Origin of the sequence: Microcoleus sp. S36b_A4 (assembly GCF_036700645.1) — a bacterium.
In the GTDB taxonomy this organism is placed as follows: domain Bacteria; phylum Cyanobacteriota; class Cyanobacteriia; order Cyanobacteriales; family Microcoleaceae; genus Microcoleus.
Window position 1 is genome coordinate 17,062 of sequence record NZ_JAUBPI010000072.1, and the last position, 15,387, is coordinate 32,448.

Sequence of the window (15,387 nt, forward strand, 5' to 3'; positions counted from 1 at the left end):
AACTGCTTCTTAGTAAATATCTGGGTTCAACCCGCCCGAAAATATCTTATTGTTTTTTCTCGTCGCTATATTTAGATGAAACTTACAAGTCAGACCATTATTCAAAATATTACTTTTTTAAATCCTCTGAAAATGTGGCAAAAATCCCCTATTAAAAATCGCCTCGCTTTTTACTTAGCAGGCCTGCATTCAACTGCTTGGACTCTATCTTTTGCTGCTGTATTCTGGGGTTTTAATAGCAAAAATTTTTCGGAAACGGCTTTAGCTCAATCTGTTGCTCCTGGTTCCGAGCGCCTCGTGGCGCCACCGCCATTGCGTTTACCGCCACCGCCCCCTGCCAATTTCAACCGGGATATTAACCCAGCTTTTCGGAATCGGCCCTACCGCCTCGGGCCGGGAGACCAGATTTCTGTTCAAGTTCAGCGCTTCCCAGAGCTAGGTTTTACGGGTCCAATCAGCCCTGAAGGCGTAATTGTACTACCGCTAATCGGAACAGTAAATGTGCGTGGTCTTACTGTCGAAGAATCACAGCAGCGCCTCCGGGAGCGCTTTGGCCAATTTATCAAAAATCCTCAAGTCTCGGCTGCTTTGCTGGTTCAGCGCCCCGTAGTGGTGACCGTGACGGGGGAAGTTGCCAGACCGGGTTTTTATCCGTTGCAAACCCCCCAGCTTCCTGCTGCTTTGGCGGCTGCTGCTGGGACTAATCCTACGGCGGAACTGCGGGCGGTGCGGGTGCGGCGGACTCTGCCGGGAGGTGCTGTCGCGGAGCAAGTTGTTGATATTTTGACACCGTTGCAAGCTGGTATTGCTCCACCGGATTTGCGTTTGGAAGATGGAGATGCGATCGTCGTACCGTATAAACAGGTTAGGCCCGATCGCAAATCCGATCAAGATTTAGCATCCAGGTACAGCCTCGCTGCTGCTGCTGTCCCCGTCCAAATCACTGTCACCGGAGAAGTCAGCAAACCTGGTTTTTACACGCTTCCGGCGGGTTCGGGTCGAATTTCGGCTGCTTTGGTAATTGCGGGGGGAGTCACGGGAAAAGCCGATTTGCGGGAGGTGCGAGTGCGGCGGACGCTGATGAACGGCTCCTCGGTCGAGGAACCAATCGACCTCTACACTCCCCTAGCAAACGGTAACGATTTGTTCGATTTTCCTTTGGCATCGGGAGATGTGATTGTCATCCCGGAATTGGACGCTAGTACCAAAAACCTAGACTACGACAAAGCTCTAGTTTCGCGGTCTACTTTGATTAAGCCCAGGATCTACGTTCGAGTTTTGAGTTACGCTAGTGGTGGTTTGACCTCGTTCTACATAGAAAATGGCAGCAGGTTTTTGGATGCTCTCAACAACTTGCCTGTTAATCTTGCTGACTTGCGGAAAATAGCCCTGATTCGGTTCGACGAAAAGCAAGGTAGAGCAATCAACCGTTCGATAGATGCTAAAGCTGCTTTGGAGGGCAATGTTTCTCAGAACCCGATGCTCGAAGATAATGATGTGATTGTGATTGGTAGGAATCTGGTAGAGCGCATTGGTTATGTACTCAACACTTTTACTCGACCATTCCGGGATACTTTGGGATTTATTCTGTTCTTTGAGCAGTTGAGAAATGGAGTAACAGATTTGTTCGGCCCGTCACGTAATGATAGGTAGTCATACCATTTTAGATTTTAGATTTTAGATTTAAGATGGGGAATGACTTAGGCGATATGGGTTTAGCTCGCAGACCGAAAGTTCTAAGGTTTTTGGGGGATTTGTAGAATTAGTCAGGAATCATTAGTTATCGTTAACAATTAGAAATCTAAAATCTAAAATCTAAAATCTAAAATCATCATGACTTTATCCGTTGTTAAACGTTATTTAATTGCTTTTGACCAATACAAGTGGGTGGGACTGGCTACTCTCGCGGTGACTGTGGGCGTGTCGGGAGTAGTGGCTATGCAGCCAAAGCCTGCGCCAGTTTACGTTGCAATAGGTACGCTGGCCTACGACAGACCGAGCGTGATTTTTTCATCCACTACTACTAAAATTCAACAGGAAGGACAAGAAATAACTAAAGATATGCTGCTGGATACAAGGGTGGTTGAACCAGCAGCAAAAAAACTCATCAAACCCGAAGGAAAATTAAACAAAGAAGAAGCGGAAAAAGTACAAGCTTTGGCTGACAAGCTGGGAAAAGATGTGCAAATAAAGATGCCCAGTAAGAATAATGACCCCAGCGCTTTGATTCAAATATTGTACAAAAATGCCGAGCGTAAACAAGCAGAAGCGGTAGTAAAGACGCTGATGAACGAAATGGTGGAACACAGCAAAAATATTAATACTTCTAGACTGCGAGAAACGATCACCCAAATCAACCAGCGTTTGCCGAAAGTAACTCAGGAACTTAGAGAGACGGAAGCAAAACTTGAAGCCTACGAAAAACGAGAAGGAACTTCAATTTTAGCAGCTCAGAGCGGTGCTTTGCCGCAAGCGATTACCAGCATCCAACAGCAGCAGCGGCAACTCCGCGTGCAGTTGGGAGGAATTGAAGCTCAAATTAACAGTTTGCAGGATCGCTTGGGATTGAATGTGGAGCAAGCTTACGTCGCTCAAGCACTCTCAGCCGATCCAATTATTGCCCAACTGCGAGTGCAATTGTTTTCGATCGAATCTCAGCTCAAAATTCTCCGCAGCGACTTGCAGGAGGAACACCCGAAAATTGTAGAATTGCTTAAACAAAAACTTGCTTTTGAGCAGCAGTTGCAGCAGCGCCAGTCTGAGGTACTCGGCGGTAACGGAGTGGCGGCTCCGCTCAGAAGTGCCGATCGAATTCGGGTAGACTCTTCTTTAGATCCGGCCAGACAGCAGTTAGCTCAAACTTTGATTGCTTTGCAAACGCAGCGGGATACGGTGCAACAGCAACTCCAAGGAATCGAGAAAACTGAAAAAGAATTGCGTCGGGAACACGCGACAATCCCCAACAAGCAGTTAGAACAAGCCCGTTTGGCGCAGCAAGTGGCGTTCAAAAAAGCTCTCTACGACAAGATGCTGTCGGCTTTGGTAGATGCTGAGGCGGCGGTAGCTGAGACAACGGGGAGTTTGAGAATCGCCCAATGGCCGCAAACTGATGACGTTGAGTCCAACAAGAGAGGTTTGCCCGTGATGCTGGCGGTGGGCGGATTTGTGGGATTGCTGCTGGGCGGGGGGTTGATATTTCTGTTGGGGATGCTCAACGGCAAGTTTTACAGTTGGGAAGAAGTGCGGGCGGCTTTGGTGGAAAAAGAGGTGCCGATACTGGCAGTTTTGCCTGAAGTGACGGTGTTTGATTCCTACGGCGATGAAATGCCTCTGGCCCTGGAGGTAAATTCTCCCTATTTGGAATTTTACGAGCGGTTGCGTACTAATTTGCGCCGGATCGGGAACAAACCGGTAAAGGTGGTGTTGCTGACTTCGGCAGCGCCTTTGGAGGGGAAAAGTTTTAGTGCTTACAATTTGGCAATTGCATCGGCTCGATCGGGTAAACGGACTTTACTAATTGAAGCAGATTTGCGATCGCCTTCTAACGTTGAATCTTTGAAAATTGCTGCTGATCCTTTGGCGACTGTGGAACCTTTGCACTATTACGGCAATATTAGCGAGTGCGTCCTTTTGGTTCCAGAGGTAGAGAATCTATACGTTGTGCCGAGTCCCGGCTTTTTGCGGCAAGCCTCCGCCGTACTAGAATCCAGCGAAATGCGGAGATTGTTTGAGGATGTTCGCAACCGCTTTGATTTTGTGGTTGTAGATTCTCCGGCGTTGAGCGAGTGCAACGATGCCCTGACGCTGGAACCGTACACGGACGGTATGATTTTGGTGGCGCGGCCTGGTTACACTTTGTCTAGTATGTTGTCTGAGGCTGCAGATCAGTTGCTGGAATCTGAGGATGAGGATTCGCATAAATCCGGGCCGCGGCTGTTGGGAGCGATTATTAACGGTGCTGATATTCCGGTGAAGTTCCGCAATGATATTGATATTGATGAATGGGAGTTGCCTGTGAGTGCGATCGGCGATCGGGCGATCGAAGTGCGATCGAGGCAATTACCGCAGCACTCAAAGCCTAAAAACAAGGCTATTAATAGTAAATTGAGATGATTTATCTGGCTTGATTCTGTAAAAGCAATCCTCAACTAAATATGAATATATTGTAGGCAGCGACATCAGCAGCTTAAGTCGAAATCAGCGTTAACAGCCAGTCTATTTTAGATTTTATATTTTAGAACCGACCCCACAGATGAATCTGGGAGGAAGAATTTTGGTCTAAAATTTTTCGTTTTCCAGGACTCCTGTCTTAAAGCAAGTCTCCGTTTTTGGGCGAGTTCAACATTCAACAGCCAGTCAATTTTATATTTTAGATTTTAGGTTGAAAAATTGACTCCACAGATGAATCTGGGAGCTGGAAATTAGGTGTAAAATTGGTCACTTGTCAACCGTCAACCGTCAACCGTCAACCGTCATTACTTGAAAATGTGTCATCGCACTATTGATTGGATTCAGGGCGTTTCTGGTGTTTGCTCTGGATAAACTGTTCCAAATCGGCGATCGCATCTTCAAAATCCGACAAATTAATTTTCGCAGGTCTAGTCTTCTTCGGCAAACTCGAAGACTGACTCGAAGACTTAGCCGGAGGCGGTGGAGATTTCGGTTGTGCAGCTTGAGTGCTGTTCGATTCTATAGAATCGAACAATTCATCCAGGGACTCAAAAAATGATTGAGCTGAGGCCCGGCGTAAATCTTTCTGGTCGTCGTCATCCGTCATAAGCCACTCCATAGACTCTAAAAGTTGCCAACAAACTCTGCCCGCCCCCAAGGCGTGCAGACATGAAAACCCGACTAAAACAAGCAAGCGGACACAATTTAACCGGACGGTGGAATGCTTGCTGCTGAACTTGCTGCCCTATAAAACCTGTAGCGGGCATTGTCAGCCTTCAAACTATATTTAACTCTACACCCGCCTACTGAGTGATTTGAGACTTGGTGCAGACCCAGCTCAAAATCATTGACCCTGAAAAAATCTCAGTTACGGCTCTTTCGTTGTCTAATTAACCCTAGTCTAGTCGAGAATAAGGAGACAGGACTTATGCAACTATTACCGCTGTTCAAGGGTTGCGATGGCAACGCGCCACCTCGAAAGGACGGAGAGACGGTGTTTTTTGCTTGAGTCCTAAGATTTCAAAGGCATTAGGAGATTTTAAGGTGACTCAGGGATTTGATTACGATTTAGCAATTATCGGCGCTGGCGTGGGCGGACACGGCGCGGCCATACACGCGGTTAGCTGCGGGCTGAAAGTGGCAATTATCGAAGCGGGGGACATGGGGGGGACTTGCGTCAACCGCGGCTGCATTCCCTCGAAGGCGCTGTTGGCGGCTTCCGGGCGAGTGCGAGATTTGCGGAATGCCCACCACCTAAAGACTTTGGGTATTCAATTGGGCAGTGTGGATTTCGATCGCGGGGCGATCGCCAATCACGCTAATACTATTGTTAGCAAACTTCGCGGCGACTTGACCAACAGCCTCAAACGTTTGAACGTGGATGTCATCCAAGGTTGGGGCAAAATTGCCAGTGCTCAAAAAATTACCGTCGAAACCGATAAAGGCGAGAAAACTATTACTGCCAAGGATATTATTCTCGCTCCCGGTTCGGTTCCCTTCGTCCCCCCCGGGATAGAAATTGACGGCAAAACTGTATTTACCAGCGATGATGCAGTCAGGCTGGAATCGCTGCCGAAGTGGATCGCAATTATTGGCAGCGGTTATATCGGTTTGGAGTTTTCGGATATTTACACAGCCCTGGGCTGCGAAATTACGATGATTGAAGCTCTAGACCAATTGATGCCGACTTTTGACCCGGATATTGCTAAATTAGCAGAACGAGTGTTAATTGCACCCCGCGATATTGAAACAAAAGTAGGTGTTTTGGCCAAGAAGATTATTCCTGGTTCGCCGGTAATTATTGAATTAGCTGATTTCAAAACTAAGGAAGTTGTCGAAGTTTTGGAAGTTGACGCTTGTTTGGTAGCAACTGGTCGGGTGCCGGTGAGCAAGAATTTGGGGTTAGAAACTGTTGGCGTGGAAACGATGCGCGGTTATATCCCAGTTAACGATAAGATGCAGGTTTTGGCGGCGGGAGAACCGGTGCAAAATTTGTGGGCGATCGGCGATGTTAATGGCAAGATGATGTTAGCGCATTCTGCGTCTGCTCAGGGAATTGCTGCGGTGGAAAATATTTGCGGTCGTGCGCGCGAAGTTGACTATTTGAGTATCCCGGCGGCGGCGTTTACTCACCCGGAAATTAGCTATGTGGGGATGACTGAACCTGCGGCCAAAGAGTTAGGAAAAGCTGAAGGGTTTGAGGTCGGTTCTGTCAAGAGTTATTTTAAGGGAAATTCTAAGGCTATTGCGGAGGGTGAAACTGACGGTATGGCTAAGGTGATTTACCGGAAAGATACTGGGGAGTTGTTGGGAGTTCACATTTTCGGTTTGCACGCTTCGGATTTAATTCAGGAGGCGGCAAATGCGATCGCCCAGCGCGATTCTGTTAACACTTTGGCATTCCGAGTGCACACGCACCCGACCCTTTCGGAAGTGTTGGATGAGGCGTTTAAACGGGCGGCTGGAGCGGGTAGTCATTAATCTGTAGGGGCTGTTTTCTTGTTTTAGATCCCCGGCTTCTTGAAGAAGTCGGGGATTTAAGTATTCTGTTTGAGGGCGGTGGTAGAGTAAGTTAAAGGAGATGAAAGTGTTCGCAATTGCAATCTTTTAGTATTCTCCAGAACCGGCAAGATGCCTGTTCCACAAAAAGTAAGTTTTTTTGTGGAGTGGGCATCCTGCCCGCCCGTCAAAGGCTTATTGAGAAATGACATTCCCTCTTGGTGAATATTCCTCAATAAAGGCTCGTTGTAATGTATAAATCGCTGTTCGTCAATAATAAACAGACAGCTAATTACTTCATTTCACTTGCTTCCGCTTGTAAGTTGTACAGTATTTAAATTGTATATTTCGATGACCCGATCAAAAATCTTCAAATTCTCTCCCCATCTCTCGAACACCATAGACAATCTAGATTCACAAAAGCTTAAGGATATGGTTGGGGTTATTTTCACTTTAGCTAAGCGATCGGGTTAACTTAGAATTGAGAGTTTTTAGGAGTTGAAGTGGGAGCTATATTTCCGCGATCTCGCCATAGCAATAACGGAATGCTTAACGTTCCTAAAATCATTACAACTCCAGTCAGAATCCAAACTAGCACACGATTTGGGCGATAATCACCTCGCTCAATTTGCCAGAAAACTCGATTATAACGCCATGCTGCCAAGGCAATGACCGCAATTCCAAAAACGACCAGACTCAGCCCTAAAGTTTCTGAGTTGAAGAAGGGAGGGGAGGAAACTTCTTGCTGAGTCACTGTAGCTTGAAATTGACGGAGAAATAAACTGAACCGACTGATTGCAAACCCAAAACCAATTAAAGCGAGTGAAGTTCGTAACCATGCCAGAAAGGTGCGTTCATTTGCCTGATGTTCCCGCTGCCGGTCTATTTTAGCACCCTTGTTCATCAACCCTACCTTTATAAAATATTTTAAGCTTTCCCTCGTTGATTATTGTTTCAGTTGAGATTGCGGAGGGAAGTATCGCTATGGAGATCGTGATTCATCATCACCAAAAAATATAGTACAGTAAATCGACAAAAAGCGATCGCTTCCCTCTCATACCAACAGAAAATAAGAGGACACAGCATTGCTGTGTCCCTACAAATACTGCGGTTAAAGCCCAGTTTAAAAAGACTTAGCTGCACTGCCGGAATGAGCCTTTTTCTCCAACCAATCCTTACCCAATCTAATTGTCACGTCGGACTGCAAAGAACCGGTACTCTCAACCAACACATCTCCAAAACCCAAAAACTGGCGAATCGCTTGAGCACCTTTAATATCGCCCTGTTGAGCTACTAGAGTAGTTACTTCCAGGGGTTCCGGCCAAGCTTTATAAACCTGAACATTCCGATAACCGGCTTGAGTCAAATTATTGACAAAATCTTCAACAGCCGATGGATCTCCGGTACTATCTTGAATCGCCACGTTCAGAAAAGTCGAATCAGCATTCTCAATTGTCCAAGTATTTTGGCCGAAGTCAAAATGTTCCGCCACCATAGTTTCGATGGCATATTGGTCTGGCAACCAAAAACTTGCCTTGTAGTCCTTAGAATCGCTAAATTTGCCGGGAACCATCAACATCTGGACGCCTGCGCGATCGGTTTGAGTAGCAAAACCAGCCAAAGCTACCAATTCTTCTATACTCAAATTCGTGTCAAGGTGAGACTGAATCACCGACAAAATCTTCGGTAGTCGAGACAGCAAACCTACATTTACTTCCTGTTCCACAAAAGCCCGCATCAACAATTGCTGGCGCTGCACCCGCCCGATGTCGCCCAAATCGTCGTGCCGATAAAGCAAATATTGCACGATTTGTTCGCCGTTGAGTTTTTGCTTACCAGCCTTTAAATCTATATATAAATGCTGGCTGTTATCGGTATACTTCATGTCTTTAGGGACATTAATAGTAATGCCACCCAGGGCATCGACCAAACTTTTTATGCCATGAATATTAACTGTGACGTAGCGGTCAATTCCCACACCGCCAAGGAGTCCGCTGACTGACTTCGCTGACGAAGCCGGGCCACCGTAGTAATTAGCTTCGTTGATTTTCACGACACCCCTGCCTTCAACATAGGTGCGGGTGTCTCGCGGAATGGAAAGCACGCTTAACTTTTTATTTTGAGGGTCAAATCTAACCAAAAGCATGGTATCGGTTAAGCCCTTAAAGGAGTTTTCCCAAACCTCGTATCCGACATTTTTGTTGACACCTCCTTCGATGTCAGAGGTCAGAACTTTAAGTCCTAAAACTAAAATATTAACTGGGCGAGTCAGCTCCGGCATCTTCATGTTGAGCTTTGCCATGTCGCCTTGAGAAAATACTGCTGCTTCTTCAGGGCTCAACTTTTGTTGCTGAAGCGGCGTTGTAGAAAGGGAGACGGCTAGCAATGCTCCGGCTGTGGCTGAGAGCATGGCTACTCCAGCCAAACCAAAACCAAAACCCAGCCAGCGGCCTCGATGGGGCTGGGAAGCTTTTTTGGTTGCAGGTTGAGCAGTGGATTGTTGGATAGGGTCTTGATTAGGAATTTTTTGAGCTGGCACTGGCTTCCTCACACACAACAAAAATAAAAAAGATAATGGCAATATGTAGTATCAAGCTGAAGACGCACTCAATCAATAGGGTAGGGGCTTAAAAGAACCCTAAATTATGATAAATGTTTGCCTACTACTTGCTCGGCTAAGCGACTAATTCCGGGCAACCATAGTGGTTGACGCTTCCAGAGGCGAACCATCAGTCCCAGAGCAACGATGAAATAGCTGGTTGTTAGCAGGCTACTCATTAATAACATGGGAAGTGTCGGAGATTCCGCAGAAATCGCTCCAGCTTCTAAAAGAATATGTCCTAAGAGCCAACTAAAAGCAAGGGCAATTGCCAAGCGGCTGATGGCTTTGCGTTCGGGACTACCCTGACGGCGGTAAAGAGTCCACAGGGCGGGGAAAAAGCCGATGACTGGGATCATTAATACAAACAGACTGGCACGATCGAGTTCAGGATTTTCTAAGGGATCTGTTCTTTTCATAATTCGGTACTCAAAATTTGCAGAAGGTCAGATTTTGCACACAAGTTATTTGTTAGAGGGAAAATTTATATCCTAAACCAAAATTCCGAGAGCTGGGCTAGTGCGCGATCGCCAAACTTGTCTGTCAGAGGCAAAATTTTTCTGCCCTCCCAATCTCGCGACTGATCGTTGGCAACTTTTCGACCCGGAGACCCGTATTTTGATAAACTGGATACAGCACAGCAGACAGGAGAACAGACTTAGCCATGACCCAATCCCAAAAACCCATTGTTATTGCTCCATCCATATTATCAGCCGATTTTAGCCGTCTTGGAGAAGAGATTCAGGCTGTCGATCGAGCTGGGGCTGACTGGATTCACGTAGATGTGATGGACGGTCGCTTTGTTCCTAATATTACTATCGGGCCGCTGATTGTTGAGGCAATTCGCCCCGTTACTACCAAGGTAATCGATGTCCACTTGATGATTGTGGAGCCGGAGAAGTACGTCGAGGACTTCGCTAAGGCGGGTGCTGACATTATTTCGGTTCACGCGGAACACAATGCTTCGCCTCACTTGCACCGCACCCTCGGCCAAATTCGGGAATTGGGCAAAATGGCTGGTGTGGTTCTGAATCCTTCGACGCCGCTGGAGTTGATCGAGTACGTGCTGGAACTTTGCGATTTGGTGCTGATTATGAGCGTCAATCCGGGCTTTGGTGGTCAAAGTTTTATCCCGGCTGTTTTGCCGAAAATTCGCCAGTTGCGTAAAATGTGCGACGACAAGGGCCTCGATCCTTGGATTGAGGTAGATGGCGGTTTGAAGGGGAACAATACTTGGCAGGTTCTGGAAGCCGGCGCAAATGCGATCGTCGCTGGTTCTGCTGTGTTTAAGGCCAATGATTACGCAGGGGCGATCGAGGGTATCCGCCACAGCAAGCGCCCGACTCCTGAGTTGGCTGCGGTTTAATCAAAGATTTTTCGAGTTTTTCTGGTTTTTCTCGTTCCCAGCCTACTTTGGCTGGGAACGCATTTTTAGACTCGGTTTCTAAGAGTCAGGAATTACTTATTTCGAGACAGAGGCGAGAATGCTTTCCATCTCAGAAAGCTCGATCGCCCCGGAGAAAGTTTTGCCGTTCATAATAAAGAAGGGAGTGCCTTCAATGCCTAGTTGTTGAGCGAGTTGCACGTCTTTGGCAATGGCGGCTTCTGCAGCGGGGCTGTTGCGATCGGTGTTAAATTTATCTAATTTTAGATTGAGCTTTTGGGCGATCGATGCGTACAATGGCTCGCCTAAATCTTTCTGCCCTTCAAACAAAGCGCTGTAATATTCCCAGAATTTGCCCTGCTGGCCCGCCGCCCAAGCTGCTTTAGCTGCTGGCAGCGCTTGAGGGTGAATAGAAGTCAAGGGAAAATGCTTGTAAGCTAAAGTAACTTTGTCCTGGTGCTTTGCCATAAACTGCTTGACAGTATCGTGAGCGCGCGCGCAAAACGGACATTGAAAGTCAGAGAATTCTAAAAGTACAATCTGCTGCGAAGCTGAACCCGTGGTGGGAGAATCCCCTATCGAAGATTTGGGATTAGTTTTCATCTCCTGCAAAAATGACTGCTGCGCTGCTTTGAGAGACTGCTGCTGTTGTTGCTGGTACGCTTGTACCGACTCTAAAATTGCTTGGGGATTTTCGCGGATCACCTGCAAGACTTGCTCTTTCAACTTGGGATCGACTGAATTGCCAGCCGTTGACTGTGCGGGGGAACAACCGATAAATACCAGGCAACCTGCCAGGAGTACAGCCAAGCAGAAGGCTTGCTGGCTGCGGAGTTTTCGCCAAATAGTGGATACGTTCATCTTTTTTTTCTGATTCACGGCAACACTTAATCCTACATTTAATTTTGCGGAGTGTCAGGTATACCGCTGTTGACTGCTGTGCAGTTCTTTTTATCTGTGACCAATATTTATTTAGTGGCGATCGGTAATTCGTAGTCGGTAATTGGGAAAGGTTGTGAATCACACGAACACCGACTAACCTAATAATTAAGATTTAAATAATGGGAATTTATTATAATATAATTTCGCCTCAACAATACTCCGGACACTTTTTAAAGAGGGAGGCGATCGCAATACCGCAGAGAAGTGAAAAAAGTGAGTGCAATCTGAACCCAAAATCAACATAAAAAAAGGGACTCTTTTAGGCTAAGCTATAAAAACACACAAGCTCAACAGATTGCCTTATGAAAATTATTGAATCCATAGTACAACAAATGTCGGATTAGTCAACCCCAAAAGAAGTTTTTAATCACTTTATTTTCAACTATTTTGCTGGCCTATGGCAAGGTCAACTTCACGAATCTCCGTCGTTATAGCAATCCTAAATCATTATCAAGACTGTGATACAATTATATGCAATACTTAATTATGACAAAAAAAAATGAATAACTTCCAACGTTCACAAAAAAAAATATGGAAAAAAAAATAAGCTGTTACGCATTTAAATTAGAAAATTGGGACAGGCTAGAAGCCCGTCCCACAAGAGTTTTATTGATTTTCGACACACAGTTTAAATGTAGAACAGCTTAGCCCAATTAGAAGATTTCATTAAAAGAAAAGCGATATCGATGCAAGAGAACTAAAACGAGCAATAGCTGTAAGGATGGGGCTTTCAGGTTAAATCTACCATGAAATCAGCAAAATATTAGGTGTAAGTAAGTTTTTCATTGGTTATTGGAAAAAACAATTTAAAACCAAAGGCATCGCCGGAATAAAACTAAGACATAAAGGTTCAAAAGGGTATTTAACATCTCGGCAAAATACTGAAGTAATCGAGTGGTTAAAGAATAAAGAATATTGGAACTTAGATGAGTTGGTTACTTATTTAGCTCAAGAATTTGGTGTGATATATAAATCAAAAGAGAGTTACTATCAACTTTTCGATCGGGCGAAAATAAGTTGGAAAAAAACTCAAAAAACTAATCCTAACTTTGATAAAGAACTGGTAACAAAAAAAACGGAAGAGATTAACGATATTTTATTCAAAAACAAAACAAGGCTGGTATAGAGTCTGGGGAAATAATAGTATTGTTTTTAGATGAATGTCATCTACTTCATGGTGATCTGACTGGTTATGTTTGGGGTTAATCAAAAATTAGAATTGCAGTCCCAATTACCAATGAAAAAGATAGACAAACTTATTTTGGCGCAGTCAATTATTAAAGCAAAGATTCCATGTTCAGAGCCATCCATCTGGTGATAAAAAATCCACAGTTAAATTCATAAAATACTTACGAAATAAATATAAAAATCGCAAGATTATCTGGATTTGGAATGGAGCTAGTTATCATAAATATGGAGAATTTAGAGAGTTTTTATTAGAACTAAATGGTGACAAAGAACCTGATAATTAGTCAATTACTTGTATTTTATTTGCTCCCAATGCTCCCCAACAGAATCCCGTTGAAGATATTTGGTTAAAAGTTAAAAACTTTTTAAAAAAGTATTGGTATTTATGTAGGTCTTTTAAGATTGTCAAATTTTTGTTTGAATTTTTTAAGCTGTTTAGCATTTAAACTGCGTATTTCAGAGCCTGAAACCCTTTACTGGCCTAGATAGCCTCTGAAATTTAAATGGTGAACAGCTTACTAAGGAACATAAATTTGATTTTCCCAAAATACGTCAATATACTTACACACAGAAAATTATTTAGGATTGCTCTAGATATAGAAAATCATTTATAGCAAAACCATTTGATTTGTAAACAATCGATTCAATCATCACAAGCATTTCAGGTTGTTCTACATTCACAACTCAAATAGACTTGCTATAGGATTGCTATATTCAATTACTGTAATTAAACTTCACTACATATTTATTACTACCGGATTGAGTTGAGGTTCCAGGTGGCGATTTTCATTTTTTGTTTGTTATATACTCTCTGATTACTGGCCCGATCGTAAAGTGCGATCGCCCGTTTTGTTTGACTGTTTCAACTAATGACCGTCGTCCTAAAGATTGCATGACTTTCAAGAGTTCGGGCGGTGATAGTTGCAGGTTTTCTGGTATTTTTGAGATGTCGGCAGGTTCGGGGGTATTGGCTAGCCATGCGATCGCCTGTTGTTCGGATGCGGTTAGGCGATCGAAATGCTGGTGCAGGAGTGATTCTAAGTCTCCTAAGAATAGGGTATCATAGGAGAGGAATTCGGAAACGCTACCGCCGAATAAGTCTTGAATCAATGTGGCAACTATATTTAACCATAAGGGATTGCCTCGGTAAAGGTCGATTAGTTCTGACCATTTCTCCGGTTCTGCTAATCCTTTTTCTCTGAATATTTCTTGTGCTTCGGGGCCTAAACCGTTGAGTTGCAGAGATTTGCAGGGGCGGTTTTCGCCTTCTAAGGTGGCGATTTCTCTGGGTTTTTCCCAACTCAGGAGAATGAGGCAACTGTTGTGGGATGATTCTGTTATTTGTTTGAAGAATGCGCCGTAATTTTCATATCCAGGTTGGTAATTTCCTGCGAGTTGTTGGCTGCTGAAGATGGTTTGGATATCATCGAGGATGATGAGACAGCGGTGCGATCGTAAATATTCTAGTAGGGGCAATCCCCCCGTGGTTGCCCTTTCTTCGGGATAGGGAACGGGCACGGGGACACCGCCCCTACAGAATTTAATTAATTCGGTTTGGAGTGATGCCAGCGGTGGAGAGTTGCGGAGACTTCGCCAGATGATGCGATCGAATTCGTGTTGAATTTGTGAGATTAGTTGGAGAGTAAGGGCGGTTTTGCCAATACCGGATAAGCCTAAGATGGTGATGAGGCGGGTGCGGCCTAAAATCCAGTTTTCGAGGGTGGTGAGTTCGGATGTGCGGTTATAGAATAGGTTGGGTTCTGGTGCATCAGCTAAATCTAAATGTATTTTCCGTTCGGAATTGCTTGTTTTTTCGTTAAATTTATTCTTGTCTTGCGGTTCAGATTGTGAGACTTCTGGGGAGGGCAAACTTTCAGAAGAGAGGTTGCCAATATGGATACAGCCATTCCCGACGAGTGAGACAATATTAGAAGCTTGTAAATTTTCCAGTTTGGCTCTAAAATTTGCTTTAGATACTTGTTCCTTGCCTAATGCAACTGATAAAAGTTTCCATAATTTAAAGCCAACTTCTTTAACGTATTTCTCTGAACGGTTGTGATGCTGTGCAATTTCTTTATATTTCTGATTGTCCCAAGCACCGCGTAATATAGCTTTTTGCAGACTATCTAAATGTTTTCCCGTAGTAGTCAAAGCTAGATGGTCTACAAATTCTAAGGCTTCTTCAACGTCCATCGGTCAGGGAGATGCAAGGGGTTGACCTGATTGTAACCCAACTAAATATGACTTTTTCGCTAGCAACCAACTAAATGTGACTTTTTATGACCTAGTTGGGATGGAAAACAACTACTAAATATGACTTTATATGGCTTGACAAGCTTTGGTATTTAGGAAAGAATTTATACTTAAGACAACAAAACGTTTTGCTAAGCGCTACCGTTCTCTACCTGTTATGACACAACCGAATATTTTGGAACTCGCGAAACAGGGAGATGCAAAGGCGATCGCGCTTCTGCTGAACCGCCAGCTACAAGCCAAGGGCATCACCGCCGCAGCTTCCCTTAAGGATGGTTGTTTACCATTGGTGACAAGTTAAGGAAAAAGGGAAATTGTCAAGGGTAGTATTTGCATGGGTCTGGGATCGTGG

The 15,387-nt window shown here is 44.7% G+C and carries 13 protein-coding genes; 6 read left to right on the forward strand and 7 right to left on the reverse strand.

What is annotated here, in order from left to right; all coding sequences use genetic code 11:
• Positions 1 to 75: 75 nt before the first annotated feature.
• Both QUA03_RS20620 and QUA03_RS20625 read left to right on the forward strand, forming a co-directional pair.
• On the forward strand, positions 76 to 1,653 hold the full coding sequence (locus QUA03_RS20620; protein WP_333214494.1) for a polysaccharide biosynthesis/export family protein: 1,578 nt from the start codon (positions 76 to 78) through the stop codon (positions 1,651 to 1,653).
• Between the two features lie 180 nt (positions 1,654 to 1,833).
• Positions 1,834 to 4,113 carry a lipopolysaccharide biosynthesis gene (locus QUA03_RS20625; RefSeq protein ID WP_333214496.1) on the forward strand — a complete coding sequence of 760 codons (2,280 nt, stop codon included), beginning with the start codon at positions 1,834 to 1,836 and terminating at the stop codon, positions 4,111 to 4,113.
• Between the two features lie 385 nt (positions 4,114 to 4,498).
• Here QUA03_RS20625 and QUA03_RS20630 read toward each other — a convergent pair whose 3' ends face one another.
• Together QUA03_RS20630 and QUA03_RS20635 are read right to left on the reverse strand one after the other, a co-directional pair.
• Complete coding sequence (locus tag QUA03_RS20630; RefSeq protein WP_333171805.1) at positions 4,499 to 4,777, reverse strand: hypothetical protein; 279 nt, start codon at positions 4,775 to 4,777, stop codon at positions 4,499 to 4,501.
• Positions 4,767 to 4,937, reverse strand: a complete 171-nt coding sequence (locus QUA03_RS20635) for a hypothetical protein (RefSeq protein ID WP_333214498.1) — start codon at positions 4,935 to 4,937, stop codon at positions 4,767 to 4,769. Before QUA03_RS20635 ends, QUA03_RS20630 begins: the two co-directional genes overlap by 11 nt.
• A 277-nt stretch (positions 4,938 to 5,214) precedes the next feature.
• On the opposite strand from QUA03_RS20635, the gene lpdA reads away from it, so the two are divergent.
• Positions 5,215 to 6,651, forward strand: coding sequence for a dihydrolipoyl dehydrogenase (gene lpdA, locus QUA03_RS20640; RefSeq protein ID WP_333214500.1), 1,437 nt, complete (start codon positions 5,215 to 5,217; stop codon positions 6,649 to 6,651).
• Between the two features lie 493 nt (positions 6,652 to 7,144).
• Here lpdA and QUA03_RS20645 read toward each other — a convergent pair whose 3' ends face one another.
• From QUA03_RS20645 to QUA03_RS20655, 3 genes are all read right to left on the reverse strand, one after another.
• Positions 7,145 to 7,573: a DUF202 domain-containing protein gene (locus QUA03_RS20645; RefSeq protein WP_333214502.1), complete on the reverse strand. Its 429-nt coding sequence runs from the start codon at positions 7,571 to 7,573 to the stop codon at positions 7,145 to 7,147.
• Between the two features lie 219 nt (positions 7,574 to 7,792).
• Complete coding sequence (locus tag QUA03_RS20650) at positions 7,793 to 9,208, reverse strand: LCP family protein (RefSeq protein WP_333214504.1); 1,416 nt, start codon at positions 9,206 to 9,208, stop codon at positions 7,793 to 7,795.
• A 104-nt stretch (positions 9,209 to 9,312) separates the two neighbouring features.
• The gene (locus QUA03_RS20655; protein WP_333214506.1) at positions 9,313 to 9,687 is read right to left on the reverse strand and encodes a hypothetical protein; all 375 of its coding nucleotides are present in this window, start codon (positions 9,685 to 9,687) and stop codon (positions 9,313 to 9,315) included.
• A 245-nt stretch (positions 9,688 to 9,932) separates the two neighbouring features.
• Between QUA03_RS20655 and rpe the strand changes: the two genes are divergently transcribed.
• The gene (gene rpe / locus QUA03_RS20660) at positions 9,933 to 10,634 is read left to right on the forward strand and encodes a ribulose-phosphate 3-epimerase (RefSeq protein ID WP_190744589.1); all 702 of its coding nucleotides are present in this window, start codon (positions 9,933 to 9,935) and stop codon (positions 10,632 to 10,634) included.
• A 96-nt stretch (positions 10,635 to 10,730) separates the two neighbouring features.
• On the opposite strand, the gene QUA03_RS20665 is transcribed toward rpe, so the two are convergent.
• Positions 10,731 to 11,513, reverse strand: coding sequence for a DsbA family protein (locus tag QUA03_RS20665; protein ID WP_333214508.1), 783 nt, complete (start codon positions 11,511 to 11,513; stop codon positions 10,731 to 10,733).
• An 865-nt stretch (positions 11,514 to 12,378) separates the two neighbouring features.
• Between QUA03_RS20665 and QUA03_RS20670 the strand changes: the two genes are divergently transcribed.
• Positions 12,379 to 12,720 (forward strand): winged helix-turn-helix domain-containing protein, encoded by a 342-nt coding sequence (locus QUA03_RS20670; protein ID WP_333214514.1) that lies wholly within the window; start codon positions 12,379 to 12,381, stop codon positions 12,718 to 12,720.
• Between the two features lie 848 nt (positions 12,721 to 13,568).
• Here QUA03_RS20670 and QUA03_RS20675 read toward each other — a convergent pair.
• Complete coding sequence (locus QUA03_RS20675; RefSeq protein ID WP_333214510.1) at positions 13,569 to 14,975, reverse strand: NB-ARC domain-containing protein; 1,407 nt, start codon at positions 14,973 to 14,975, stop codon at positions 13,569 to 13,571.
• 217 nt (positions 14,976 to 15,192) lie between these two features.
• Between QUA03_RS20675 and QUA03_RS20680 the strand changes: the two genes are divergently transcribed.
• Positions 15,193 to 15,336, forward strand: a complete 144-nt coding sequence (locus QUA03_RS20680) for a hypothetical protein (protein WP_333214512.1) — start codon at positions 15,193 to 15,195, stop codon at positions 15,334 to 15,336.
• Positions 15,337 to 15,387 lie beyond the last annotated feature (51 nt).

Bases quoted from the DNA above. Each gene is read 5' to 3' on its own strand.
- QUA03_RS20630 (WP_333171805.1), bottom strand. From the start codon at position 4,777: ATGACGGATGACGACGACCAGAAAGATTTACGCCGGGCCTCAGCTCAA.
- QUA03_RS20645 (WP_333214502.1), bottom strand. From the start codon at position 7,573: ATGAACAAGGGTGCTAAAATAGACCGGCAGCGGGAACATCAGGCAAAT.
- QUA03_RS20655 (WP_333214506.1), bottom strand. From the start codon at position 9,687: ATGAAAAGAACAGATCCCTTAGAAAATCCTGAACTCGATCGTGCCAGT.
- QUA03_RS20620 (WP_333214494.1), top strand. From the start codon at position 76: ATGAAACTTACAAGTCAGACCATTATTCAAAATATTACTTTTTTAAAT.
- QUA03_RS20635 (WP_333214498.1), bottom strand. From the start codon at position 4,937: ATGCCCGCTACAGGTTTTATAGGGCAGCAAGTTCAGCAGCAAGCATTC.
- QUA03_RS20665 (WP_333214508.1), bottom strand. From the start codon at position 11,513: ATGAACGTATCCACTATTTGGCGAAAACTCCGCAGCCAGCAAGCCTTC.
- QUA03_RS20625 (WP_333214496.1), top strand. From the start codon at position 1,834: ATGACTTTATCCGTTGTTAAACGTTATTTAATTGCTTTTGACCAATAC.
- QUA03_RS20675 (WP_333214510.1), bottom strand. From the start codon at position 14,975: ATGGACGTTGAAGAAGCCTTAGAATTTGTAGACCATCTAGCTTTGACT.
- rpe (WP_190744589.1), top strand. From the start codon at position 9,933: ATGACCCAATCCCAAAAACCCATTGTTATTGCTCCATCCATATTATCA.
- QUA03_RS20680 (WP_333214512.1), top strand. From the start codon at position 15,193: ATGACACAACCGAATATTTTGGAACTCGCGAAACAGGGAGATGCAAAG.